Source organism: Methylobacterium sp. XJLW (genome assembly GCF_003254375.1).
GTDB classification, from domain to species: Bacteria; Pseudomonadota; Alphaproteobacteria; order Rhizobiales; family Beijerinckiaceae; genus Methylobacterium; species Methylobacterium fujisawaense.
In genome coordinates, this window is record NZ_CP016429.1 from 1,388,154 (window position 1) to 1,412,766 (window position 24,613).

Annotated in this window: 20 protein-coding genes; 4 read left to right on the plus strand and 16 right to left on the minus strand. The window is 71.6% G+C overall.

All coding sequences use genetic code 11. The annotated features are described in order from the left end of the window. Positions 1-20 precede the first annotated feature (20 nt). A complete protein-coding gene (locus A3862_RS31030; protein ID WP_124262942.1) occupies positions 21-590 on the plus strand; it encodes a hypothetical protein in 570 nt (189 codons plus the stop codon). Between the two features lie 763 nt (positions 591-1,353). On the opposite strand, the gene A3862_RS06500 is transcribed toward A3862_RS31030, so the two are convergent. After that, complete coding sequence (locus tag A3862_RS06500; protein ID WP_043075248.1) at positions 1,354-2,874, minus strand: phospholipase D-like domain-containing protein; 1,521 nt, start codon at positions 2,872-2,874, stop codon at positions 1,354-1,356. Positions 2,875-3,098: 224 nt separating this feature from the next. Here A3862_RS06500 and A3862_RS06505 point away from each other — a divergent pair, with 224 nt between their 5' ends. Both A3862_RS06505 and A3862_RS06510 read left to right on the plus strand, forming a co-directional pair. After that, positions 3,099-3,650, plus strand: a complete 552-nt coding sequence (locus A3862_RS06505) for a DedA family protein (RefSeq protein ID WP_083374500.1) — start codon at positions 3,099-3,101, stop codon at positions 3,648-3,650. A 46-nt stretch (positions 3,651-3,696) separates the two neighbouring features. Next, positions 3,697-4,998 carry a sodium:proton exchanger gene (locus A3862_RS06510; protein ID WP_083374428.1) on the plus strand — a complete coding sequence of 434 codons (1,302 nt, stop codon included), beginning with the start codon at positions 3,697-3,699 and terminating at the stop codon, positions 4,996-4,998. Between the two features lie 486 nt (positions 4,999-5,484). Here the strand turns inward: A3862_RS06510 and A3862_RS06515 are convergent, their stop codons facing one another. The 4 genes from A3862_RS06515 to A3862_RS06530 all read right to left on the minus strand — a co-directional run bounded on the left by A3862_RS06515 (position 5,485) and on the right by A3862_RS06530 (position 10,129). Continuing rightward, the gene (locus A3862_RS06515; RefSeq protein WP_043075246.1) at positions 5,485-6,156 is read right to left on the minus strand and encodes a hypothetical protein; all 672 of its coding nucleotides are present in this window, start codon (positions 6,154-6,156) and stop codon (positions 5,485-5,487) included. Positions 6,157-6,179: 23 nt separating this feature from the next. Further along, a complete protein-coding gene (locus A3862_RS06520) occupies positions 6,180-7,307 on the minus strand; it encodes a hypothetical protein (protein WP_124262943.1) in 1,128 nt (375 codons plus the stop codon). Positions 7,308-7,611: 304 nt separating this feature from the next. Beyond that, positions 7,612-8,847 carry an HAD-IA family hydrolase gene (locus tag A3862_RS06525; protein ID WP_159392783.1) on the minus strand — a complete coding sequence of 412 codons (1,236 nt, stop codon included), beginning with the start codon at positions 8,845-8,847 and terminating at the stop codon, positions 7,612-7,614. Between the two features lie 232 nt (positions 8,848-9,079). Then, entirely contained in the window at positions 9,080-10,129 is a 1,050-nt protein-coding gene (locus tag A3862_RS06530; protein WP_024828379.1) for a DNA-processing protein DprA, read from the minus strand. A gap of 771 nt (positions 10,130-10,900) precedes the next feature. Between A3862_RS06530 and A3862_RS06535 the strand changes: the two genes are divergently transcribed. Continuing rightward, positions 10,901-11,113 (plus strand): hypothetical protein, encoded by a 213-nt coding sequence (locus A3862_RS06535; RefSeq protein ID WP_043075244.1) that lies wholly within the window; start codon positions 10,901-10,903, stop codon positions 11,111-11,113. Between the two features lie 307 nt (positions 11,114-11,420). Here A3862_RS06535 and A3862_RS06540 read toward each other — a convergent pair whose 3' ends face one another. From A3862_RS06540 to A3862_RS06590, 11 genes are all read right to left on the minus strand, one after another. Then, on the minus strand, positions 11,421-12,335 hold the full coding sequence (locus tag A3862_RS06540) for a 3'-5' exonuclease (RefSeq protein WP_071000297.1): 915 nt from the start codon (positions 12,333-12,335) through the stop codon (positions 11,421-11,423). Positions 12,336-12,376: 41 nt separating this feature from the next. Next, positions 12,377-12,514, minus strand: a complete 138-nt coding sequence (locus A3862_RS31420) for a hypothetical protein (RefSeq protein WP_159392782.1) — start codon at positions 12,512-12,514, stop codon at positions 12,377-12,379. 367 nt (positions 12,515-12,881) lie between these two features. Then, positions 12,882-13,766: a hypothetical protein gene (locus A3862_RS06545; protein ID WP_124262945.1), complete on the minus strand. Its 885-nt coding sequence runs from the start codon at positions 13,764-13,766 to the stop codon at positions 12,882-12,884. A 472-nt stretch (positions 13,767-14,238) separates the two neighbouring features. Next, positions 14,239-16,281, minus strand: a complete 2,043-nt coding sequence (locus A3862_RS06550) for an AAA family ATPase (protein ID WP_124262946.1) — start codon at positions 16,279-16,281, stop codon at positions 14,239-14,241. Further along, positions 16,278-16,727, minus strand: coding sequence for a hypothetical protein (locus tag A3862_RS06555; RefSeq protein WP_124262947.1), 450 nt, complete (start codon positions 16,725-16,727; stop codon positions 16,278-16,280). Before A3862_RS06555 ends, A3862_RS06550 begins: the two co-directional genes overlap by 4 nt. A gap of 52 nt (positions 16,728-16,779) precedes the next feature. After that, complete coding sequence (locus A3862_RS06560; RefSeq protein WP_107645320.1) at positions 16,780-17,784, minus strand: metallophosphoesterase; 1,005 nt, start codon at positions 17,782-17,784, stop codon at positions 16,780-16,782. Continuing rightward, positions 17,781-19,529 carry an AAA family ATPase gene (locus tag A3862_RS31965; protein ID WP_236961830.1) on the minus strand — a complete coding sequence of 583 codons (1,749 nt, stop codon included), beginning with the start codon at positions 19,527-19,529 and terminating at the stop codon, positions 17,781-17,783. Before A3862_RS31965 ends, A3862_RS06560 begins: the two co-directional genes overlap by 4 nt. A 41-nt stretch (positions 19,530-19,570) precedes the next feature. Beyond that, positions 19,571-20,353 (minus strand): metallophosphoesterase, encoded by a 783-nt coding sequence (locus A3862_RS06570; RefSeq protein WP_043075229.1) that lies wholly within the window; start codon positions 20,351-20,353, stop codon positions 19,571-19,573. Positions 20,354-20,452: 99 nt separating this feature from the next. Next, positions 20,453-21,409 carry a hypothetical protein gene (locus A3862_RS06575; protein ID WP_052517004.1) on the minus strand — a complete coding sequence of 319 codons (957 nt, stop codon included), beginning with the start codon at positions 21,407-21,409 and terminating at the stop codon, positions 20,453-20,455. Positions 21,410-22,741: 1,332 nt separating this feature from the next. Then, positions 22,742-23,008 (minus strand): hypothetical protein, encoded by a 267-nt coding sequence (locus A3862_RS06585; protein ID WP_024828390.1) that lies wholly within the window; start codon positions 23,006-23,008, stop codon positions 22,742-22,744. 212 nt (positions 23,009-23,220) lie between these two features. Then, positions 23,221-24,129 carry a GGDEF domain-containing protein gene (locus A3862_RS06590; protein WP_071000294.1) on the minus strand — a complete coding sequence of 303 codons (909 nt, stop codon included), beginning with the start codon at positions 24,127-24,129 and terminating at the stop codon, positions 23,221-23,223. Between the last annotated feature and the right edge of the window lie 484 nt (positions 24,130-24,613).

Here is a 24,613-nt window from a genome sequence, read left to right on the forward strand (position 1 = left end):
CCCGACGGATGCCGCAGCGGATGGGATTGCTGCGCTTTTTACACTGCGTATCGATGCCGCCCCATACCCTGCCGCGCAATATCAAGACTCGCATGAGAGAGCGCGTCGAGACCTACCACATGGCGTTTGGCACGACCGTCGCGGACATCCTTCGCAAGACCCAGCTGTCGCTCGGTATCCTCAAGCGCGTGATCGGTTTGGACGACAGCCTTAGCGTCGGCCCGATCGACACACCCGCCCCGGGTATCCGACCCGCCTGGGGCCGGTCCATCCTGGGAGCGAAGTCCTTTCACCCAGGCGAACTCGATGGCGAACCGGATAGGCTGCCGTCGGGCACAGGTACACGGCGGCCACGGTACGGCGCGCGCGAGATCGGCCGCGTCCGGCGGCTCGATCCGGACGCGGCGCTCCATGCGGCCACACCTGGGGATCGCCAGGCACGCGCCCGCCGCGACCGATTCGGTCGAAGGAACTCATTTCGCTGGAACTCGAAGTCGTCGATCCGTGGCGAGCGACCATCGGTTCCGTCGGCTGGATCAAAAGAGAGAGCGTGGTGTTGCAGTCGGCATGCCGCCGACTGCAGCATCTAACCAGGCTATCGGCGCCGCCGGCGACCATCACAGTCCGATGGTGACAGCTTAGATCGACCGCGGCTGTCAACCAAGAAGGGGCGCCGCCGACTACGAGCGTATTCATCGGTCACCCATCCCCTTCGCCCACGGCCTCCGCAACGTTTCATAGAACACTATCTGCGCCGCCCATGAATTGGTCCCCATCGATTTGAAGCCTACGTGATCGAGGCTTCAGTTTGTATTCGCGCAGCTCGTGCATGATGGAAAGGTGAACGTGACTTCGTTCATGGGTCGTCAGCCGTATCCGCCGCGCTTGCCGCTCCGTTATTGGGACCGAGCCGCATGCCCCTCACGTTCTCGCCGCCATACGGCTTCCGGACCGTTTCGAGGTTAGAGGCTGCGTCGGCCTCTCCGATCCCTGAACCAGGCGCGCAAAGAACAAAATACCAGGCTCTCATATCAGGCCTTCGCGAGAAGCGGCACATAGGATATTGAATCTCAACAACTAATATATCTATCCTTTGATGGCGAATTTTTGTTTGCTATAGGCCTTCAGATTTTTTCATATCGTCACCGAAATTAGAAAAAATATACATTTTGGCGTGGTCTACCATGGAAAAGCATCGGACCAAATCTATCAGACTGCACAAGAAAGTGATAATTCAAAGTTTGGTTCATCAATCAACAAATCTTGTCTGAAGAATCAGCAGAGAAATAACATTTATAGGAGAGAATATGGCCTATTACTCCGATATGTTTGGAAATCATGACCGCACCCCCGTCACCATTCAAGGAATGCTGCGGGATCGGCTACACGGTGGCGCTTGGCGGCCAAGGCGTGCATCGCAGCCCGCCAGACCGGCTCGGGCCGCTCGGGGTCAAGAAGCTCACCGTCGCTCAACGGCTTCACGACCTCAACAGCTGATGCGTCGAGCGGGACCAGGGTACGCCCCGCCTCCCGGCGCAGGGCCTCGATCGTGGTGATGAGCGAGCCCGTGCGGGAATGCGATCTTGCGACCTCATCCGGCGGAACGCCGAGATGCTCGCCTAGAAGAGCGTTCCGCAAGCCGCGGATTCCCGCCGCGACCGCTCGATCGGTTCCTTGATCGGACGCGGCTTCGACGGCCAAATCACATTCCGTATCCAGACCCATCGAGCGGTTGTTCAGGTTGGATGAGCCGATCTTCAGCACCCGGTCGTCGACGATCATCACCTTTGCATGCACGTAGATCGGCTGCCCGTTCGCCGTCACGGGACGGTAGATGCGGAAGCGCCCATAGCGATCCGCGGAGCGGATGTGTGCCAGGACGCGGCTTCGGCCCCGCCCCATCGCCTTTTCCTCAAGCCAACCGACGGCGCGAGCTGGGTTGATGACAACGATCTCGGCTCCATCCGGCTCCTGTAGGCGGGCAGCAACGGCCTCGGCGACGCAGCGTGCGGCGAAGTATTGGCTCTCTATGTAGATCGTGTGCCGAGCGGCTGTGATGGCGGCGAGGTAGAGTTGCTCGATCTCATGCACGCCAGGGCGGCTATGATAGGCAGGCGCGGTCCGAGCGATTCCGACCGCCACGTCGCGCAGAAGCGGCGTCAACCCATCAGGCCAAGGATCTTGCACGGGCGGACCGGGCGGCGCGATCCGCTCGCCGGTGGCATGCCGCCAGCGCTCGCGAGCGAGGGTACCCAGGGCCGCGGCAGCCGCGCCGTCTACCGCGACCGTGGCATCGTGGAACGGCGCGTAGGGTCGCCCTGACGGGCGCACCCTCCGTCCATCATGATCATCGTGGGCGCGGGTATCCCAGCGGTCGTCTGTCATGTCGATGCCGCCGCAGAAGGCGAGCGCATCGTCGATCACCACGATCTTTTGGTGATGCGAGGCCCCCGGCGGGTGGGCGCTGTCGAGTCGGAACTGGAAGCCGCGAGCGCGCATCCAATTCAGGAGGTAGAGTGGCGTAGTTCCGCGCGCCAGGGTGCCAAGGAGCCCCAAATTCCACTGCAGCACCCGAATGCTGAGCTCTGGCCTGCGCCGACCGAGTTCCGCCAGGAACGGCCCAAGCTCCTCCGGCAAGCCCGGCAGCGGGTGATCGGGATCGAGCTTGATGCGAGTATCGAACTCCCAGCCGATGAACAGGATCGCATGGCGGGCGCCCAAGAGAGCGCTGCGCAGATGAGCGAAGTATGCGGCAGCATCGATGATCGGGGCAAAACGCGCTGTCCGCTCGATACGCCAGCAGGTCAAGCTTGGCTGCAGCAACTCTGTGCCGCCTGTGAGCGCGACCGGTGCCGTGTGGGGTGGATGATGCATCAGCGCGTCTCGTTCTCCCGATACCTGCTCGCTGCATCGTCGCGCTGGCACGATGCGGGCTTCGCTTTGGCGCCCCGGTATGAACCCGCGCCTACTCGGCGCGTTCCCGACGTGAACCGCGGCGGTGAAGGCCGCGGCTCGGTGCCGCTTGAGGGGAGATTGCGCTGGTCGACTGGATTGTGATTGCGATCGAGCAGACCGGCTCCTTCGGCGTCTTCCTGCTGATGCTGGTCGACAACATCTTCCCGCCGATCCCCTCCGAGCTTATCATGCCGTTGGCAGGCTTTGCCGCGGCACGCGGCGAACTCAGCCTCGTCGGCGTGTTCCTCGCCGGCTCGGCCGGATCGCTCTCCGGAGCGCTGATCTGGTACGGCGTGGGGCGCTGGCTGGGGCGCGAGCGCCTGAGACGCTTCGCCGCCCGGCATGGTCGTTGGCTGACCCTGAGCCCGGCGGAGGTCGACCGGGTCGGCGCCTGGTTCGCCCGACGCGGTGGCGTGACCGTTCTGATCGGTCGCGTCGTCCCGGGCGTGCGCAGCCTCATCTCGGTGCCGGCCGGGGTTGCCGCAATGCCGCTCACGCCCTTTCTGGTCTGCTCGACCCTGGGCACGATCGTCTGGACCGGGCTGCTGACGGCGGCCGGATACTGGCTTGGCGAGAACTACCTCCTGGTGGGCCGTTTCGTCGAGCCGATCGGCAATGGCGTGTTGATCCTGGCGCTCGTGCTCTATCTCTACCGTGTTGCCACCTTCGAGCCCGGGACGGGCGCTCGGGGCTGAGGCATGGACAGGCGGGCAGGCCGAAGCATGATGCGAAGGATCCCGCGTGAAGCGCTTTCTGATGCTGGTTGCCGTCGCTGTCGCGGCAACCCTTCCGGCCGTCATCCTCCGCTTCGGGGGCTGGCGGTTGAGCCCCTTTGTCGATGTCGCCGCATTCGGCATCGCCATCCTGGCCGCTGGCTTTTTGCTGTCCTGGGGCGCTGAGACGGCCGAGCAGTACGTCTCCCAAGGCCTCATCCTTGCAGCAGTGGCGCTGGTGACCGTGCTGCCGGAATACGCCGTCGACATCTACTATGCCTACATGGCTGGCGCTTCCGGCCCGGACTCGCGGTACGCGCAGTACGCGGCCGCCAACATGACGGGCGCGAATCGGTTGCTCGTCGGCCTGGCCTGGCCGCTGATGGTCGGGCTGCACTGGATGAAGGACCGCCACCGCTCGATCGGCCTCGCGCCCGGCAACGCCGTCGAGGTCGGGTTCCTATTGGTTGCCAGCCTCTACGCCTTCGTGATCGTCCTCAAGCGCGCCATCTCGCTCGTCGACTTCGTCGTGCTTCTCGCGATTTTCGGAACCTATGTCTGGCGCGTGCGCAGCATGCAGAAGAGCGACAATCCGGAGGAAGCCGAGGAGCCGGGACCAGCCGCGGCGCTCGACACACTGTCTCCGGGCCTGCAATGGGCGGCAATGGCCGGACTTGTGGCGACGGCGAGTGGCGTGATCCTGGTTTCAGCCGAGCCCTTCGCCGAGGCCATGGTCAACACGGGCCGGGCGATTGGGCTCAACGAGTTCCTGCTGATCCAGTGGCTGGCCCCCCTGGCCAGCGAGGCCCCGGCGATAACGGTGGCGGTTTTGTTCGTGCGTGCCAACCGTGCCGGTGACGGGCTGATCGCGATGATCAGCGACAAGATCAACCAGTGGACCCTGCTCGTCGGCATGCTGCCGCTCGCCCTGAGCATTGGTGCGGGCGCGACGAGCCCCCTGCCACTCGATACGCGCCAGAACGAGGAGTTCTTCCTGACGGCGGCCCAGTCGCTGCTCGGCATCGCGCTCCTGCTGCGCCTGCGCTTCGGGTTGGTGTCCGCGCTAACGTTGGCTGGTCTGTTCGCCGTTCAGGTCGGGCTGGCCTTCGTCTACCGCAACGACGAGGCGCGCACGATCACGACGCTGACTTGGCTGGCTTGGACTTACCTTGGGCTGGCCGGCCTCCTGTTCCTGATCAATCGGCGGCGGCTCGTTGCTCTGCTGCGCAGCGCAATCACGGGCGATGTCTCCGACGTCGAGCCGTCCGAAGACAGGGACGATCCGGCCCCGCGGCGGGGCGGGCGAGAAGCCAGTTCGCTCGTCGGCTGAGACGATCTAGCCCAGGCGGCGGAGGGGATTCCGCCTGGGCTAGATGTTTGGTCGCGGAGCTTGGTGGTGCGGGTTCTGGATAAGTAGGGGGGCGCGCCCTTCCAGGCTTTGCAGATCGCTCCGTAGGGCGTGAGGCCGCATGGCCCCGTTCGCGTTCGGGGCAGCTTATTCGCGGCCGTCGATGACTGGCGCGGTCGCTCTCGAAGAGCGCACAGGGCTCAAGGGTCGTTTATTCCGATCTCAAGGGGCGCTTATTTCGCGCCACGCTATGCATACCGGCGAGCCGAAACGCGTCGCCGGCAATCCGCAAGGTTGAGACCCCGCGCAGCCAACCCCGTCCGGCAGGAAAGGCGAGGGCAAATGAGGCCTGGCGAAGGGGCATGCGCCACACGGATCCCGCGCTGTCGACGCGGCCAGATCCGGGCATGCGCAGGTGCGATGCCGCCTCTCCGCTCCAAGAAATCGCTGCGTCGCCCAACTCGGTTGTCAGTAGTTGACGCTGATCTGCCAAACGGCGCCCGGGAGCGTGTCCTCGGCGCGATGCCCGCCGCTAGCGTCGATGCCCTCGTATCCGTTCGACGTCTCAAAAAGCAAACCGTGGGAACGGCCTTCGATCGAGAAGACTTCCCAGGCCGATCGAACGGTCGCCACTTTACGCCCGTACGAGAGTTGGGCCGGGTGAGACTGCCAGGTCTCGATCGGGTCGATGAGAACGACCGTCTCGGATCCCTCGACGTCCGCTAGCCGATAGTGCGACGGCGCGGTCGCCACCACCCTCGCCGGGCCGTCTCGCGGTGGCCCGAAATCATTGGATCGCTCGCGGACGGTGCGGAGCCGACACCGGTTCCAGGGCCTCACCGCCTTCACCCTGCCCATCGCGGGGAACAGCGCCATGTCGCCCCGGCTCAACCTCGCGGCGAGATCGAAGCCATGTTCCGTCAGGTTGGCCCCGGTCGGCGTACCATCGGCCGCGCGGCACACCACCGCCAGGTCATCGGTCTCGAAGGCCCGGAGAACGTACTCAAGGCGGCGCTGCAACGTCGGCATGTCACGCGGCGCGACGCGCAAGCGTTCATCCGCCTCAGCCATCCGCCGCGCCAGGTCGACCGCGCATGTTCGGTCCTCGAACTCAGGCCAGCGGTTGTCATTCGCGCTCATGTTCGGCCTTCGCGGCGATGTCATCACGCCTCGTCGGTCCGCACCAGGCCGAGGAGCGCGGCCTCGTCATCCGACGCGATCGCCGCGGCGCCCGCCGTCAGGAGCCTCGGCCTGGGGGCTTGCCGGACCCGACCGGTCAGGGTCGCCTGCCACCGCGCGAGCCGGGCCCGGTCGAAACCGGCCACGTGATGGTACTCGACGATGAAGGCGGCCGCCTCGGCGATGCGCCGCCCGACGAGTTCGCGTGGCAGGTACCCGTCGTCGTGCCAGGCCGGCGGCACGACGTGGTCGCGATCATGCCGGACCAGCGCGTCGACGAGCCGTCCGATGACCGGCGTGGCGACCTCCCGCGCCTTCCGGTCGAGCGTCTCCGCCCGTCGGGCCTGGGCTCGCTCGCCGCGAATCTTGCGGGCCTGCTCCTGTTGCGTCAGACCGCGGATCCGGACCGCGCGGCGGCCCTGGAGCGCGAACGACATCTCCCGGTCGATCAGCCGGTGGCGCGGCTCCCCGCCTGGGCCGGCCTCGACCGAGAGGAGCCGCAGGCGGTGGCACCGGCCGGCGAAGGCACCCGCCGCCTCGTATGCACGCGGATCGGGATCCGGCCGGGGGAACCGTTCGATGCGGCGCGACCGGCTCGCCATGAGCCGTGCGTGGCGGTCGACGAATTCGCGGATGCCGAGCACCCCGTCGGGGCCGAACGTCTCTAGCAGTGACGCGTTCAGGTCGACGGGATGGACCGCGGCGGGATCCGCGTCTTCACGACTGAACGCCAGATCGAACGCCTGCCGGCACTGCTCCGGATCGCCTTGCGGTCGCGCGCGGTCATCGCCAGTGTGCGGGAACGCTCCCTGTCGGTCGAGGGCGAACATCCTCGACAGGTCGCTTCCCGTGCCGGGCATGTGACCATCGCATTCTTCACTTCGGTCGGGCATCGCGATCGTCTCCGGGCCGGCGACAGGTCCAGGCGGCTCCGACGCCATGCTCACTGCCGTTCGCTCGCGAGAAAAGCCCGAGGCGGTAGCAACTTCACCGAGCGCATGGCCCATGCTGCCCGAGGCGGCCGAGGCACAGTCGAAGGGCCTTGCGAGGCTTCTTGAGGGCCGCCCGAACGCAACTCCGGGGCGGGAGATGAATCCCGGGTCGCCGAACACAAACCGATGAGCGGGCGGCTGAGGGGCCTTCCCGGCTGCGCTCAAACCTGTGGACAAACCCCGCGACCGGCCGCGGCGCCGCCCACGATGCGCCCGCCGATGAGCCGCGAGCGCTTCGCATGGCCCTCGGGCAGGCCTTCTTCACCGCGATCATGCGGCTTCCTCCCCCGCATGACGCCCGCACCCACGTCCAGCCTGTGGCGGCTGACCACGAGGCCGCCCAGGGAGGTCGGGACCCGACGGACCGACCGCCCGCGCCGGGATCGCCGAAAGTCCAGGGGCCCGGGGACGCGCTCGACCGTCCTCACAGGTCCTCGGTGTTGCGGCACGCGTCCGGGTACCCGGAACAACCCCAGAACTTGACCCCGACGCCGCTGATCCTGACGCGCATCGTACGGCCGCATGCCGGGCAGACCTTCCTCGCGAACGTGCGCTGGTCCTTGGCCAGGGCCATGATGCGGACCTCCGAGGCGCCGTCGCCGAGCAACGCCTCCGCGCACGCGGCGGTCGTGCCGCCCGTCGTATAGACGTCGTCGACGAGCAGGATCTTGGCTCGCCCCCAGGTGAACTCGGACTCGAATGCGCCCTTGACCGCCTCGCGCCGTTCGAGGGGACCGAGCGCCTTGTAACCCTCCACCTCCCGCGTGCAGCGCAGCCCGTCGCGCTCGACCTCCACCTCGTCCGGCATGTGCTGCGCGGCGACGCCGAGCAGCGCGGCGAACCTGTTGCGCGCCTGGGAGGGCTTGGGGGGAACTGGAACGACGATGTCGGGGGTCCAGTCCAGGCGGTCGACCGCCTTGCCGAGGGCGCGGCCGAGCGCCTCGGCGGGCCCATCGTCCTCCTTCAGCCTCAGCACGGCCTCGGACAGCCGGCTCCCGGCGTGCCTCGGGTCGGAAGTCGTGAAGTACCGACCCAGCGCATAGACCCCCGGGCCGTCGTCGCATCGTAGGATGGACCCCCAATGGCCGTAGTACGGCCGGCCCGCCGCGAGGCTCTCGCCGACGTAGGGCAGGCTCCCGAGCCGGTCGGTCCTCAGGAGGGTCGACGGCCTGCCGACGAAGATGTCGGGGGCGGCCGACGAGAACTCGAAGGGCGACGTCGGGCTCCACCCCACCCCGACGGACACGATCCCCGCATGGTACGATGCCTCCACATCGCCCACGTCGTCGCCGACGTAGTGGACGTCCGCCCCCGCCGCGACCCCGAGCCGACTGAGCGCCTCCAGGAGGGGGGCGGGGTCGGGCTTATGGTCCGCGGTGTCCTCGTAGCAGACCAGCACGTCGTAGGGGATGCGGAACAGCCTCGTGATCTCCTCGGCGTAGGGGCGCGGGGAGGACGTGACGATCCCGACGCGGTGCCCCGCCATCGACAGGGCCGCGGGCATCTCGTGGGGCGCGACGCCCCCGGGAAGCGCGCGGAACGCCCTGACCAGGTGCATGTTGGCGGCCACGAGGTGCCACTGCTGGGTCTTGCGCAGCGTCGCGAGGGCGGACGTGTCGACGAGGGTCATGTCGAGGTCGAACAGGAAGGTCTTGGTCATGGCGTCCGCCGGCCCCCCCGCCATCCGCGCCAGGGACACGCCCCGGGGCGGCGGCCACGCGTCGCGTGCCGTCGGGCAGCCTGGCGCCACCCGCAAGACACGCGCCGGACGACGTTTGGCCCGACTCGGCGTGCAAGCGCCCGCCAGGCTATCGGCGTACCGTGACGTCGGCAACGTCGGCGGTCCGGCCTCGACCCTCGGCCGCCGGCCCGGGTTCCCGCCGGGACGCCGCTCAGATCATCGATATCTGAGCCGTCGCCCTCCCCTCCCCTCCGGGGCGCGCCGGGGACAGCCGCCCCTCGATGGCGTCGAGCATCGCCGGGTAGTCGTCGCCGCTCTCCAGCGGGATGGCGACGGCATTCTCGCCGAACCTCCGGAGGAGCAGTTCCGCATACTCGCCCGTGGCCCCGACCATGGCCGACAGCCTGCGCCCGGGCACTTGCGTCAGCGCGAGGATGCCCCGGCTCTTGGGTTCCTCGGCGTGCCGGGCCCGCGGCACCGGCGCGAACAGGAGGCGCCCCTGCATGAGGGTGAAGCGCACGGTGTGCATCGACCCGCCCTTGACGTCGGTCTGCATGACGAACGTCGCCACGGACAGGCCGCTTTGCAGCCGATCCCTCTGCACGAGGTTGCGGGGGGCCGGCGGGATCCCGAACGCCTGCTCGCTCAGCAGCGCGCCGCCCCCGTCCACGATCTCGTCGGCGAGCCTCGCGTTCTGCCGGGGATACACGCCGTCCAGGCCGCCGCCCATCACGGCTACGGTCCGCCCCCCCGACCGAAGCGCGGTCGCGTGGGAGAGCTCGTCGACGCCGATCGCGAGGCCGCTTACGATCGTCCAGCCGGCCTCCACGAGCCGCCGCACGATGGCGGCCGTGACCTTCCGGCCGAATTCGCTCGGTTCCCTGGTGCCGATGCAGGCGACGCTCCGCTCGATCGCCCGGAGGTCACCCTTCGCGTAGAGGATCGGCGGTCGGTCCTGCAGGTCCCGGAGCGCCGCGGGATAATCCCCGTCGTGGACCGAGAGCACGCGTACCCCGAGCCGGTCGGCCTGATCCAGGGTCCGGGCCGCCCTGGCGAGCGCATCCGCGACGGCGTCCGCGTCCCGGAGCGACGCCGCCGCCGCCGCCGTGACGATGCCACGCAGTCCCCGCGGCTCGGCGTCGAAGACCTCGCCCAACGTGCCGAAGCGCTCGGCGAGCCGCTCCGCGCCCGTCGGTCCCAGGCCGCGCAGGGACATCAGCGCGACGATGCCGGCGGGGCTCTTCGTGTCGATGTCCCTCATGAGCGGCACTTACCCCTGTCCGTCGCCGACGCGCGGGCGTCGGCGCCCGCCGAATCCGGCGCGCATCGTACCACGGCGTCGTGAACGACTCCTCCGCCGCGGCTCGGCGTCGCGCTCGTCCGTCGCGTCCGTCGCTCAGGCCGAACCCGGCGCGCGCCGCGAGCGGTGTCCGGGCGGGTCTCGACCCTTTCGCCCGGACCGCCGGGATTGAGGTCACGGGCCGGTGGCATCGACCTGGATGGCCGCCAGGGCCGCCAAGCCCCTCGCGTCGGCGGCCAGCGCGTCCCAGTCCTTCGAAAGGCGAGCCATCCTCGATCGTGAACTGCAAGGCCCCGTCGATGACATGGCCCCGGCGGATCGCCGCGACGCAAGGCGCGGGGCCAGCCCACGAAACGATCGGGCGATCAGAGCGATCTCGGATACATCGCAGGCTGCCTAGCCCGGCTCGATTCGGCTTCGCGCATGTGGGGACGCGATCCGCCGACGCCCGCCCGACTTCGAACCGGGCAGACTTCGAGCCTGGCAAAGCGGACTGCACACCGTCCACCTCGATAAGGGAATGGATCGACCGGTCAAACCGGGCCGGTCAAGGCAGGCGCGGATGGTCCGGCCCCATGACCCCGTCGCGTATATCGAGGCGCCAAACCCAGATGGGCCGGCCCGCGACGATCTAGCCGACCCAAGCATGATCGCGACGCGGCTTTCAATCGCAAGTGGAGCTGGGTATGCTGATGCAGCTCTCTGGTTCGGCGGGATAGGCGGAGCTAGACGATGCCGGAAAAGCGCGAGACGATCCACTCCCGCCTGCAAATGATCGCCAGCCTGCTGGGCGTCCCCGTACAGGATTTGATTTCCGGGACGGTGCCCCGGCGGTTGTGGGCCGACAACGAGTGCATGCGCCTATGGCGCGGCCTCAGGACCGAGGCTGGCCGCGATGCGGCCCTCGATGCCCTACGCAGCATCTTGGAAGCGGAACGGCGTTGAGTGGTGTGCGGCTCCCTTGCCGGCGCGATCCACTTCGTTCCGGCTAAACGGGTGGCTGCTTCCTTCAGCGTGCCGGCTTAGCTTGCGGCCACGTCAGGGGCGCGCGTTTGTTTCTCCGGGTGAAGGCATCCGTACCGGGCTTACCGGGCGAGACAGGATCGTCAGCCTTGGCGACGACCAGTTAACTCACGCCGCAGCGTCGCCCGCGAAGCCCGAGCCGGCGGCCGGTCAGGATGCCCTGTCGGCGCCGTCGAGGGAACCACCGCCGATCCGGACCAGTCCCAGCAAGACACCCACCGCCCGCGTCTCAAGCGATGGTCTCCGAGCCGGCCTGGGCCGGGACGACCATCGCACGACCAGCGGAACAGAGCCGCCAAGCGTCCACGAACCGCCCCAGGTGGGGGCTCGCCGCCCGCGCGCGGTCGAGGTGGTCCATGAGGTCGAGGACCGATCGATCGTGCCCGGCCGCGTCCGTCCGTCCGGACAGGTGAGCCCAGCGCAGGTAGAGCGCGTAGAGGTTCAGGCAGTCCGTCTCGCAATACGCCCTGACCCTCTCGGTCTCGCCCGCGGCGACCATCGCCGACACGCGGGACCCGTGCTCGCCCATCTTGCCCGGCAGGCCGATCGAGGCCGCGGCCTCGTCGAGGGTCAGCCGCTGCGCCGCTCCGTGCTCGGACGTCGCGTCCATCAGGTCGTTGTGCCAGTCCAGGGCGAACCGATGCCGGTAACCCTCCCACCGCGTCCCGCGGCGGAACCAGGCGGGCGCCTCGACGCCGTGCATCATCGACCGCGCCAGGATCGTCGGCATGTCGAACGCCCGGCCGTTCCATGTCACCACGCGGTAGCGGCGCGCCTCGAAGAACCTCCAGAACGCCCGGAGCAGGCGCGCCTCGTCCCAATCCCCCTCCCCGCCGCTGCGGCACGCCGTCACCGCGTACGATTCCCGCCCGCCGGGCTCGCGCAGGATGTCCGCGGTGACGAACGAGATCGCCACGATCCGGTGCCAAGCGTTCTTCGGGAAACGGTCGGGAGGCCAGTCCGGGGGCACCAAGGCGGCGTCGGGGACGGTCTCGATGTCGAGGGCCAGCAGGGCGTCGTGTGGAGCGGCCCCATCGACCGGTCGGGGCCGGACCGGGCGGGCGGCGTCGGCGACGCGCGTGGACGCGGGACGCGGGGTCGGCGCGGGTTCGGGATCGGGCGCGGACGCCGGGCAGGTCTGCATGTCGTCTCCCTCGTCGTTACGGGCCGGCCCACCGCGGCGCCTCAGTCGGCGTTCGGGTCAAGGTCGTCCCAGCCTCGCCTCGAAGAACCGCGCCCGCCGGGCGACGGCAAGCCGTCGAGGCCGTGTGCGAGGTCGTCGCGCGCGTCGAAGCCGGGATCCAGCTCGATCTCGTAGGGCACGCGGAAAAGATCGTCCGGCCGGCGGCCAGACGCCGCCCGCCGAGGCACAGCGAGGAACCCGCGGCCGCGCACGGGGACCGCACGCCTGGCGCTCGTCCCGCTCGGTCCCCGCGCACGGCGGCAGCCCGCTCCCTCCCCGGCGCCGGTCTCGGGCCGGGACGGCTTTCGCGGGGGGCATGACAAGGATGTCCGTGCGCTCATTCTACGCTCCTCGGTGCAAGGGCCGGCCCGCGCCCAGCGGCATGCCGCAGCGGGGTCCGGAACGGCGACCGTCCCCGCATCGGGAACGGCCGGGGGCTTGATGGGACGGGCGCCCGGGCTGGCGCCGACGCACCCGGGCGAACTCGGCGACAGGCGTCGGACCACGTCAGGCCCGGCGCGGCATGATGCCGGCCGGCTCGCCGTCCGAGCTCCGACGGGCATGCGTCGCGCCGACCCGCGCGGGCAGCGCACGCCGGCCGGGCGCGCACGCGGCATGGCGCGGCCAACCCATCGCCTCGACGGCGGCGTCGAGCTCCTCATAGGCGTTGGCCAGTCCGACGAGCCGGTCGGACAACGCCAGCTCGGCGGGCAGCGTCCGCGCGGCCATCAGCGTCGCGAGGTCGGCGGCCTCCAGCCGCCTCGCCCCGGGATCGGCCGCGACGCAGAGCGCCAAGGCGGCGAGGAGCATGCCCATGCGGATGACAGTCGCGTCCGCCTCCCAGGCGGCGAGGCGACGACGCTCGGCCGGCGACAGCCAGGGCAGCGCCATCGGCAGCGCCCGGGTCGCGAACGGCAGGCGCGGCCCCACGGCCGAGGCCAGCTGCGCCCGGGTCCGGAGTTCCGACTGCCCCGGCCCCGCCAGGAACCAGGCCGGGGGCGCCGCGGCGAAGGCCCCGGCGTCCTCCGCGGCGAGATACCGCGCCGCCCTCAGCGCCCGGGAGGCGGAGGCCTCCTGGAAGCCGACCGTGACCACGGCATCGAACTGATTCCGCAAGGCGCGGTCGCGCACGCTGGTCAGGGGCAGCGCGGCGACGAAGTCGCCGCCAAGCGTGGTCGCCGCGCGCGCCGCCCGCTCGACCTCGAACGCATTCGCGTTCGGGGCGAGGGCGACGACCGACGTCCCCCCGGGCGCCCCGGCGCCCCCGGCCGCGGGGGCCGCCCCGGCGAGGGCGAGGGTGGTGTCGCCGTGCAAGGCGGACAACCCGAGGCAGAGCATGCGGCCGCACAGCGCGCCCGCGTCGTCGTCGGAGAAGAAAGCGATCTTGGTCACAAGCATGCCCTCCTTAAACGCGTCCCCGGAACGGGACGATGCCAATATACCCATGGGGGGTATTGTTGTCCGCCTGTCGCGGCCGCCTTCAGTCGAAGATGAGTCACGAGTCCGTAGCGCGAAGGCAGTCATTCTCCCTTCGCGCTTAGCGCCGTGTTCACCAATCGCGCCCTCCGATCAGTCGATGCGCCAGGTAACTCAGTGAGGCGATCGGCGCACCGCCGCCGATGCCTCGTCATGTTGACTCGTTTTGAGAACCCTCCCGCATCGATCGCCGCTCTACTGCACGCGACACTTGGATCAACTTGGGATCAAGATCGACTATCGCCGCAGTCGATTTCGCTGTTTGCTCGCAGATCGAAGACGAGACTATTTCAGTCCAGCGCACTCGATCGCGGAAACGCCGTGTATTCGACCGCGGCCGGGGGCGCCGCGATCGTGGATCGACGACATTGTCCACAGGCGCCACGGCTCACCTGTCGGCGTCCGGCTCGCCCCGGCGGCGCGAGCCCCGGATTATCTTTCTGATCGCCGCGTCGCCGATGTCGCCCTGGCGATCCAGGGCATCGGCCAGCCGACCCAAGGCCGCCCGCCGGGCCCGAACGGCCCCGGAGGCACGCCCGTACGCCGCCGTCAGGCGAAGGTGCACGGCGGCCGCCACGCCGGGGACGCGCAGCAGGTCGGCCGTGGCCGCCTTCGGGAGCGCCACCAGGGGCGTGCGCGGCGAGAAGCCGAGGTGGGTCTCCATCGCGACGGCGAGGCGCGTCGCCGCCGCGAGGTCCTCCGCGGCCCCGGCCGTCACGTCGCCGAACACGGCCTCCTCCGCGGCCCTGCCCGCCAGCATGATGGCGAGGCGCTCGTCGAGCTGCGCCTCGGTGACGGGACCCGCCCCTTCCCCGGCCCCGATCCACGCCGCGCCGCCTTCGGCGCCGATCGCGGCCGACAGCGACGCCGCCCCCGCCCCGATCGTCGCGGCGGCGAGCACGTGCCCCGCCTCGTGGACCGCGACCCTGCGGCGTACGCTCGCGGGCAACGGCGGCCACGCCTCAGCCGCCGCCGCGGCAAGATCCGCCGCGTCGAGGTCGCGCCCCGCCCGGCGCGCAAGCCCGCGGGCCCGGCGGACCACCGCCTCGGCGTCGGCGCCGGTGGCGCCGAGCAGCTGGCCCGCGAGGGGCCGCAGGTCGAGGCCCGGCAGGGCGCCGGCGAGGTATCCGCGCAGGATGAGGGCCAGGTCGACGGCGTCCGGCGGCTGGATCCGGACGTGGCGCTCAAGCCGGCCCGACCTCAGGATCGCGGGGTCGATCCGGCCGGGGTGGTTGGTCGTCCCGACCACCACGACCCCCTCGCGGGAGGCGGCCCCGGCCAGGTGTTCGAGCAGGGCGTTGACGACCTGCGTGGCGTAATCCCGGCTATGCTCGGGAAAGCTCGCGCGGTCGCCGAAGGAGTCGATCTCGTCGACGAGGGCCACGCAGGGGGAGCGGCGGGCGCGGTCGAAGAACGCGCGCATCGCGCCCAGGGTGTGGCCGAGGTGGCCGTCGCGGGCCGCCTGCCATTGCGCGAGCGAGCCCGCGATCAGGGGGAGTCCGGCGCTGCGGGCCAGCGCCGCCGCGAAGGCCGTCTTGCCCACGCCCGGGGGACCGGACAGCAGGGCCGCGGATTCGAGGTCGGCCCACCGCGGCGCAGCCGGCCCGCCGGCGAGCCACGCCCTCAGGTCGAGGACGAGGGAAAGGCCCCAGTCGCGGGCGGCGCCGTAGCCGTGCAGCTCCTCCAGCCCCGGTCCGCCCCGGTCGGTCCCGGCCTTGGCGGACACGATCGCGGCGAGCCTGCTCGCGGAGCCTTCGCCGCCGCGCGCGGCGTGCACGGCCAGGCTCAGGTCCCCGGGATCGCAGAGCGCGGCCCCGGCGGCGGACAGGCGCGACCGCGGCGCCGCGCCCGTCACCGCCTCGACGACGAGGGCGACCTCGGTCGGGTCGAGGGCCTCCACCTCGATCCGGAGCTCGGCGCCGCGCACCAGGTCGCGCGGCAGCAGCCGCGCAGGATCCTGCGAGACCCCGATCACGACGGCGCCGTCCTGGAGCGCCTGCCGGACCTCGCCGTTTCGCCTGTCCGGCTGGTGCCCCGACGACGAGCCGTCGGCCTGCACGACCAGGGCGGTTCCCGCACGGCCGTCGCCGCGCGGGAACCGCCGCCCCGGGTCGACGAGGCACAGCGCGGACGCGGAGGCGACCGGCTCGACCCATTCCATGGCCGGCACGGTCACCAGCAGGATCGCGGGGCCGAGCCGGGGAAGCGCGCCGACCCCGCCGACGGCGTCCACCGCGCGGCCGAGGGCGACGGCCGCGCCGGCGAGGTCGGCGCTCGGGCGCCGGGGGCCGTCGAGGAGTGCGTCGACCGCCTCGTCGAAGCTCGCCGCCGGACGGCCGTCCTCGACCAGGAGGGCGAGGAACGCGCGCGCCGTCGCCTCGCGGCGCGGGATCGCGGACGCGGCGCGGGTCGGACCCACCCCGGCCGTCACGCGCGCCTCCCGCGGCGGGGCCGCGCCGCGCGTCCAGACCGCGCGGTCCACGCCCGCGCGATCCGGGCCAACTCGCCGTGGCCGGGGCGCGACCGCGACAGGGCGCGCAGCGCGTGGGACAGCACGACGCCCGCGGTCGGGTCGCCGTCCCGGTGCGCCAGGACGAGAAGGTTCCCCATCACCAGGTCGGCGAGCGGGCCCTCGGGACCGTGGTGGCGGATCCGGTCGATGGCGACGGCCGCGGCCGCGGCGGGATCGCCGGCCCGGGCCGCGGGCCAGCGGCGCTCGTGCAGGATCGCGGTCGCGGCGACAGCGCCCGCCAGGGCCGTCACGTCGGACTTGGCGATCTCGGACGGCGCCCGGGTCCGCCACAGGGTCAGCGGGCAGCAGCGCGGCGGCATCGTCCCGCCCCGACGCGCCAAGCGCGGGCCGCGTGCTCTCGACATGTCCATGTGCGCTCCCATTCCCAGCTCCGGTGTTCGGGATCGTGGCGGCGCCTCAGGCCGTCACGACGAGGGTCGGGTCGAAGGCGTGCGCCGCCATCGCGTGGTCGCGGCCGCCGGTCCGCGGGTTGGCCACCACGCGCGTCTTGGCGACCCGGTGGTCGGCGGCCGCCGGCACGTTGCCGTGTACCCACAGCGACGGGGCCCCCCAGGCCGCCATGGCGGCGGCGGCCTCCGACGCCAGGGACGCCGGCAGCCAGGGGTCGGCGTGCCATCCCTCCCAGTCGACGGGGAGCGAGCGCGGGGTCGGCGCGTGGCACGTCACGACGACGGCCGCGTCGCCCGGCAGCGCGGTGTCGACGCACGCGTTCGGGCCGGGCGGGAGGCCCAGGGAGCCGATCGCCGCGCTCGTCAGCGCGTCCTCGATGAAGGCACGGCTGCGCGCATGCATCGCGAGGGTGTCCAGGGGCGTCAGGGGGCGTCCGCGGCGGAGCTCGATGCGCCCGGCCTCCTCCCAGGCCGTGCGGGCCGCGACGCGCGCCGGGGGCCGGCCCGACGACGCGCCCAGCTGCCAGTCCGTCCACAGGGTGGCACCGACCACGACGGTCCCGTCGCCGTGGGCGGGCCCGAACCGGAACGCGTCGTCGGAGAGCAGGACGAGGCCGAGATCGGCGGCGAGCTCGCGACCCCGGGCGAGCGCCTCGGCCATCGGCGTGCCGGATCGGTATTCGACGTTGCCGGGCACGACGCAGACCGGCCGACGGCCTTGCCGGCCGTCGAGCGCCCGGGCGAGCCAGGTCAGGGACGCGGAGAGGCCCGGGCCGACGTTGCCGGCGACCAGCATCGCGTCGAAGGCGGGCAGCGGCTCCGGGAGCGCGAGGTCCGGGCGGAGGTCGACGCGCAGGTCCGACAGCACCCAGAAGGCGGGGCGCGGCGAGACCCGCTCCGCGGCCCGCGCGTGCGCCAGGATCCCGGCCATCGCGGCCGGGGCGAGCCAGCACACGCCCGGCTCCGCCCGGACGGGCGTCCCCGTCCCGTCGGCGCTCGGGCGGATGTTCATTGCGGGCTCCGGGTCAGCGCGCGATCCCGCACGCGCAGGATCGCCTCGACCGCCCGGCGCAAGCGCCGCAACGAGCCGCCGCGCCAGCGCGCCCGCAACGCGGCGCGCTCGACCGCGTCGAGGGGCAAGTGGAATCGCGGGTCGAACCCCGCCTCCATGGCGACCCCGGCGAGGATGCCCGGGAGCAGGGCGTCGAGGTGGTCGGCGCGTGCCTCCGGGAACCGGACGACCCGCATCCGGTCCAGCAGGGGCGCCGGCAGGACGGCAGGCGCGTTGGCGGTGCAGATGACGGTGACCCACGAGAGGTCGAGCTCGACCTGCAGGCAGGGGTCCGGGAAGCGGGCGGCGTTCTCCGGGTCGAGAGCCTGGAGCATCGAATCCCAGAGACGCCCATGATCGGTCCGCGTCGCCGCCTTGTCGACCTCGTCGACCATCACGATGGGGTTGGCCTGGGCATGCCGTGCGACGGCCATGAACGGCCGGCAGGGCTCGGACGAGTACCAGCGCCGCTCGGTGCCGCCGAAGGAGCCTCCGGCGTCGTTCGCGCCGTCCACGCGGTAGACCCCGACGCCGAGCGACTCGCCCAGCCGCCGGACGAACCGCGACTTGCCGGACCCGGGCGGCCCCGCGATGACCATCGGCGGGGCGTGGACGTGCGGACGCGCCGCGAACGCGCCGAGCGTGGCGTCCACCGCCGCGACGGCGTGCGGGAACTCCTCCAGGAGGGCACGGCGCACGCCGGCGAGGTCAGGGGTCGGGACCAGCGGCAGCGCCGTGCCGATCGCGTTCTCGTAGCCGCGCGCCACCTCCTTGGCCTTGCTGTGGCCCGTCCGATTCAGGTGGGGGCAGACCAGGACGTGGCCTGCGGGGACGTCGGCGACCGCGGCGGCCCCGCCGTCCTGCCGGCGGTCCGCCTCGTCCCGGTAGGCGCGCACCATGTCCCGCAGGTCGGCGATCTCGGATTGGGCGCGCGCTTCGCCGGCCCGGCGTCCGTCCCGCTCGGCGGCGACCGTCAGGGGCTGCGCGACGGCCTGCCCGACGACCGCCGCGACCTGCGCGAGCGTGCCCGTGGTCCAGAGGCCGCGGGACCGGCCCGTCGCGACGGCCGAGAGGCCGACGGCGAGAAGGCGCGCCTCCTGGCAGATGTCCGCGAACGCCGATTCGAGTTCCGCGCGCCAGGACGCCCCGGCCTCGTCGGTCGCCTGGGTCGCGCCGTCGGGAGCCGCCGCCGGCCTCCCGAGCGGGTCGAGGTGCGCCCACGGCGCGCGCGCGGCGTCCCCGCCGGCCTGAGCGCCTGCGGGGACGGGCGCAAGCCGGTGGAGCTGCGCCCCGACCTCCGGGAGCCGATCGAGGTACGACCAGGCCGCGGCCGCGGCGCGCCCGGCGTGCTCCGCGACGCGCTCGAAGGCGCCGAGCAGGACGAGGGCGTCGGCGATCTCCCGGAGGGTGGGGTCGTCCCCGAGCGCGGCCGCCCGGTCGAGGGCGCCGAGGCCGCAACCGTCGGCCTCCCCCGGCCCCGCGGCACCGTCCTGCGGCGGCACGTCCAGCCCGGGACACGGCCCGACGTTCTCGCGAAGCCACGCCGTCACGCCGGCGCCCAGCCCGGGCGTGGCCGCCTCGGCGTCCGCGGCGAGCTGCGCCGGGAGCGGACCGTCCGTGGCGTCCGCGTCGAGGCCGGCGCGCAGGGCCCGCGGCAGGTGCCGCAGGACGATGCCGCGCGCGATGTCCGGGGTCACGTCCTTCATGGCATTCTCCAGGCGGTTGCGGCGGGACGGGCGGCGGACGCTCAGGTCGTGGCGTCGAGGACCAGCGCGGGGTCGAAGGCCCGGTTCTCGCGCCCATACCCCTTGGGGTTGCAGACAACCCGGGTCCGACCGACCACGTGGTCGCGGCTGGCGTGGACGTGCCCGTGGACCCAGACGGCAGCCCCCAGGCGACCGATCGTCCCCTCCAGGCGCGAGGCGAAGGCCGGGTTCAGCGGCCGGCCCGCGAAGGCCGGGTCGAGGGACGCCGCGGCCGGGGCGTGGTGGGTGACGACGACCCGGGCCCGGGCCAGGGTCCACGCCCGGTCGAGGGCGAGCGACTCCAGCCGGGCGCGGCTGGCGCGGTGGACCGCGGCGGCGTCCTCGGGCCGGAACGGCATGGCCGCCGGGCGGCGCGCCCGGTCGATCCGGCGGTGATCGGCGAGCATCCGCCGGGCGTCGTCCATCGAGGACGCCACCCGCCCGTCCCCGTCCAGCCGGTAATCGGTCCAGAGCGTGCACCCGGCGAACGCGACGTCGCCGATCCAGGTGGCCTCGTCCTCCAGGAAGTCGACGCCGGACCGCGCCGCCGCGATCCGCCCGGCCGCCAGGGCGTCGGGACGGCACGACCGGTAGTATTCGTGGTTTCCCGCCACGAAGACCACGCGCATGTGCGGGCGTATCGTGCGCGCGAGCCAATCGAGCGAGGTCTCGATCCCCTCGCCGACGTCGCCCGCGACGACGGCGACATCGGCCTCAGGAATGGCCTCAGGCGTCCACGGGACGCCCATGTCGCGGTGCAGGTCGGACAGGATCCAGAGGCGCATGCGCAAGACTCCGTCAACCGACGCCGCGTGCGGCTCGGCTCGGCTGGACTGGGCTTGGAACTGGGACTTGGACCGGGGGCCCGGGGAGGCCGCGCCGACCTAGTGCACGGCGCCCGCGGAATCGCCGGCCGGCGTGCGCAGGACGTACCAGCGCGACAGCGTCCGGGCGAACGTCGCGCGATCCGTGAGGTAGACCTCGCTGGTCCGCACCCGGTGCCCCTCGGCGATGCCGGGGTGGCCGGTGACCCGTCCCTTGAGCACCGGGGCGAAGACGGCGTCGCACGACCAGCCGTCGAGCACGGGCGCGCCGGCCAGGTCGTCGGCGGTCGGCTTGAGCCCGGCCTCCGCCGCCTCGACGTCGTCGGCGAGGTCGCGCAGCCTCTCGGGCAGCGACCGGACGTCTGCGGCCTCGCCGATGCGCCTCGCCTCGTCCTCGCGGGCTTCGGGCGGCAGGTTCCGCCCGGGAGCCCCCGTGGCCCGCCGAACGGCGCCCAGCAGCGTCAGCGCGACCCGCAGGGCATGCCCTCCGGGGGTCCCGTCGGCCAGGCCGGAGGCCTCGCCCCGACCTAGCGGCGGCACCGCGCAGGGAAGCGTCGGTCCGTCGGGATCGAGGAGCGCCATCGCGGCCGCGAACCGCGCCGCCGCCGGCGCGCCGCCGGCGCGTCGGCAGCCGAGATACCACGTCGGTACCGGGGTCGTGTGTGCGGCGCGCCATGCGGCGGCCTCGCGCTCGTCCGCGGCGTGCGGGCCGACCACGAGGACGGATGCGTCCAGCAACGCGCGGACCGCTCCCGCGCGCAGGTGCCTCGACGGCAGGTCGACGAAGACGGGTCCGCCGCCCCGCAAACACGCTTCCGCCGCCCGGGCGACCTCGCCCGCGGACGCCGTCTCCCGGAAGCGGACGTGGCGCAGGCCGGTGCGCGATCCCGGCACGGCGACGCGCTCGGACGCCAGCAGGGTCGCCGCGCCGTCCGCGACGGTGGCCGCGTGCGCGGCGAGGAGGGACGCGTGTGACGCGTCCGTGCGCCCCGAGGCGCCGGAGAAGGCGATCAGCATGGTGGAACTCCAAGCACGCCGGGACGACGTCCGGGATGGACGCCATCGGCGGCACATCGCTGGCCGGGCCGCGCCGAGGCGCGGCTGGTTCAGGGAACGACGACGCGCCGCCGCGGACAAGGCGATGGTCGAGGTCAGGGGATTATGGAGGGCCCGGGCGCGCACCTGCACGTCTCACCGGGAGAAGCGTCCACTACAGCAGAAGCGCTTCGATGTCTAGACTTTACCGGGCAAAACATCTGTTGATTGCGGGGATATCGACAAATATTTTCCCGTCGGAACAGTCGATCCTGATCGTGGGTCCGGTCCGCCTTCACGCCGCATTGGCTTCGTCGCCCGCGCGGCGATGGCGGGAGGGCGAGCCGCGACGCCCGCGCACCGAGCCATTCGATGAATGGCCGTGACGCCCCGCGAAACGGCGCCCCGGCTCCCGCGTCCGGGGGGCCGGGTCACGCAGCGCGTGGCTTGCGCCGGAGGCGGCGGAGTGCGTCGGTCGTGCCATTGCCGTGACCCGACCGGTGACGCGGCCGTCCCGAAGCCGGCCTCGGGACGGCCGCCTCGTGGACACTTGGCCCTTCCGGGCAGGCCCGGGCAACCGCACCGAGGCGCATGCCCCGATGACGGCATCGGCCGGGGGCGAACGCCCGCGCGGCGCGCGGGACGTTTCGGGGCGCGGCGGGCGGCTCCACGCTCACGTAACGCCCGGCCGGCGCCTGAACGCGAACGGCTCGATCTCGTGGATGAGTTTGTCCCCGTGCCAGAGCTGCGCCCTGCCCGTTCCGCTGAGCGCGTGTGCCAACTCCACAGCCTCGTCGCCATCCATGGCAACGATGTCGTGGGTCTGGATCGTCCTACCCCGCGCGTCGAGGCGCCTGACGCAGTACCGCCCTTCTGGGGAAGCTTGCTCCTGACCGCCGGCCCGGGAGGCCGGGGACGGATCGACATCATCCACCACAGCAAACCTTCGGAGTTTCAGCGCGGCGTCGGCCGGATGCCCCTCAAGAGGCCTCACCGCGACATTGCATCGCCACACGGCACGCCGACGCATGACTTGTCGCCGGACGGCCAGCACACCTCGTATGTAGTCTCGGATCCTGTGCGCCCGTACATGGGCGCATATCAGGCGAACTCTATACTTTGGTTCACCCCGGATGGCCAGCATGCGGGCGCCCCCGCAGGGTTGGAAGCAAGCCGTCGTACCCGGCAGACGCCCCATGCCCGGCCGATCCCGACTGATCAGCATCGGGCCCGGGCGACGGAGCCGGGGCGCGAACCGGTGCCCCGGCGGAACGGTGACGTGAATCGGCCGGCATCGAGCTTCAGGCCGGGACGCTAATCCTCGCCACCAGAGAATCGTCCTTCGATGTGCGTCGCCGCGTCTGCGTATAGCTCGCAACGTCGGAGCAGGACGGCGCGCCTCTCCGGCTTGCGCGTCCCATCCGCCTTCGCTTTCGCCTTGTCGGCACGCTCGCGCATCTTCTTGGCGAGCTTGCGGAAGGCCTTGTCGATCTTCGAGCTGACCTGCTCGACCTCCGCCTTCACCGCATCCTCATGGTCTGGCATCGGCCCGGGAAGCGTGCTCCTTTCGTCCTTGGCCAAAGGCATCTCCATCGACCTGCCCGCACCCCTTACCCGATCCACTGCGACAATGCGATCACGGTCGCGATGCATGCCGACCGGCGGGCGCGCCGACCGCCCAGCCCGCGGGCATCATGCGTGAGGTCCGGATCGTCAGGTCGGCCGCGAGGATCGCCGGCGGCATCGAGCCGTTCCCGCGAGTGGCGGCGGGCCCTGCCGCGCCGGCTCGCACGTCAGGCAACCATCGGGATCGCGGCGGCATCCGGTTCGGGGGAGGCCCGCACCGTCGGCGGCAAGCTGCCGAGGCGCAGGCCCCCCTTGCCCCCGGCCTTGGCGGCGTACATCAGCGCGTCGGACGCACGTAGCGCCGCGGCGAGGCTCTCGCCCGAGCCGGCCGCCAGGACGATCGCCCCCATGCTCGCGCCGACGCCGCGGCCGGCGAGCGCATGCACGAGGCTTTGGTGCAACGCCTCCGCCCGGACTGCCGCCAAGGCGTCCGTCTCGGCCTGCAGCAGGAAAGCGAACTCGTCCCCTCCAAGCCGAGCGATCCGCTCCCCGTGGGAGAGGGTTGCCCCTGCCGCGGCAACGACCCGGCGCAGAACCTCGTCCCCGGCGGCATGGCCTTCCCGGTCGTTCAGCGCCTTGAAGCCGTCCAGGTCGGCCATCACCACGACGTGGCGCCCGCCGCGCCGCGTCGACAGGACGGCCTGCGCGTGATCCTCGAACGCGATCCGGTTCAGGGCGCCTGTCAACGCGTCCTGGCGGGCGGCCTCCCGCTCGCGGTCGTAGGCGCGCCGCAAGGTGCAGGTGGCGAAAACCACGAAGGCATAGGTGCCGAGGCGGAGGAAGGCCCGGGCGACCGCGACCGCCGGAGGCAGTGCCGCTTCCTCGGGCAAGGCGGGCAACACGTTCAGCAAAGCGGCGGCCAAGGCGACGCCACAGGCGACCGCAGGTCCGAGCCGCCAGCCCGCCAGGACGATCAGCGGGATGTAGGCGGGCCCCATGCCGATCCCAGGAACCATGCGGTCGATGGTGGCGAGCGCGAGGCCGGCCGCGGTCAGCACCGCCCACGACGCCGCCAGCGGGTATTCCCTCGGTGGGATGATCGGACGCCGGTCCGGCAACCTGCCCCGCGACAGCATCGCCTTCCCTCCCATCGGTCGCGGAGCCAAGCGCCGCGCCACGAGATTGCCATGCGATTCCTTAAGGTTGTCCTGGGCGGCTGGCGCCGGCGACAGTCCGCGGTCCCGTTCGCCGGAACGACGGACGCCGCCTGGATTCGGCATCCCTTCGGTCCCGTCGGGTTCGGGTCCCGACCAATGGCCCTTGGCCGTCGTCCCGCGGACGCCGCCGGATCAATGACGCCACTCGCGGGCTTCACCCGACCGAGGCCTATCAGGTTCGATGACGCTGCTTTCGCAGCGTCTCGGCGGATGTATTCCGCAGGCCGGAGGCGATGATGGCGATGGCGAATCCCGGCGCGCCGATCGCGGCGCTGCGGGGGGGCGACCCCGAGGATGGATCCGGCCTTGCGCGAAGCCCGCACCCGCTACGATCACCCCACCGGATGGCTCGGCGTCGACATCGCCGACGCCCTGGTCGCGCGGTGGCTGATCACGCCGGGCG

Bases quoted from the DNA above. Each gene is read 5' to 3' on its own strand.
- A3862_RS31030 (WP_124262942.1), top strand. From the start codon at position 21: ATGGGATTGCTGCGCTTTTTACACTGCGTATCGATGCCGCCCCATACC.
- A3862_RS06500 (WP_043075248.1), bottom strand. From the start codon at position 2,874: ATGCATCATCCACCCCACACGGCACCGGTCGCGCTCACAGGCGGCACA.
- A3862_RS06505 (WP_083374500.1), top strand. From the start codon at position 3,099: ATGCTGGTCGACAACATCTTCCCGCCGATCCCCTCCGAGCTTATCATG.
- A3862_RS06515 (WP_043075246.1), bottom strand. From the start codon at position 6,156: ATGAGCGCGAATGACAACCGCTGGCCTGAGTTCGAGGACCGAACATGC.
- A3862_RS06525 (WP_159392783.1), bottom strand. From the start codon at position 8,847: ATGACCAAGACCTTCCTGTTCGACCTCGACATGACCCTCGTCGACACG.
- A3862_RS06530 (WP_024828379.1), bottom strand. From the start codon at position 10,129: ATGAGGGACATCGACACGAAGAGCCCCGCCGGCATCGTCGCGCTGATG.
- A3862_RS06535 (WP_043075244.1), top strand. From the start codon at position 10,901: ATGCCGGAAAAGCGCGAGACGATCCACTCCCGCCTGCAAATGATCGCC.
- A3862_RS06540 (WP_071000297.1), bottom strand. From the start codon at position 12,335: ATGCAGACCTGCCCGGCGTCCGCGCCCGATCCCGAACCCGCGCCGACC.
- A3862_RS06555 (WP_124262947.1), bottom strand. From the start codon at position 16,727: ATGTCGAGAGCACGCGGCCCGCGCTTGGCGCGTCGGGGCGGGACGATG.
- A3862_RS06560 (WP_107645320.1), bottom strand. From the start codon at position 17,784: ATGAACATCCGCCCGAGCGCCGACGGGACGGGGACGCCCGTCCGGGCG.
- A3862_RS31965 (WP_236961830.1), bottom strand. From the start codon at position 19,529: ATGAAGGACGTGACCCCGGACATCGCGCGCGGCATCGTCCTGCGGCAC.
- A3862_RS06570 (WP_043075229.1), bottom strand. From the start codon at position 20,353: ATGCGCCTCTGGATCCTGTCCGACCTGCACCGCGACATGGGCGTCCCG.
- A3862_RS06575 (WP_052517004.1), bottom strand. From the start codon at position 21,409: ATGCTGATCGCCTTCTCCGGCGCCTCGGGGCGCACGGACGCGTCACAC.
- A3862_RS06590 (WP_071000294.1), bottom strand. From the start codon at position 24,129: ATGCTGTCGCGGGGCAGGTTGCCGGACCGGCGTCCGATCATCCCACCG.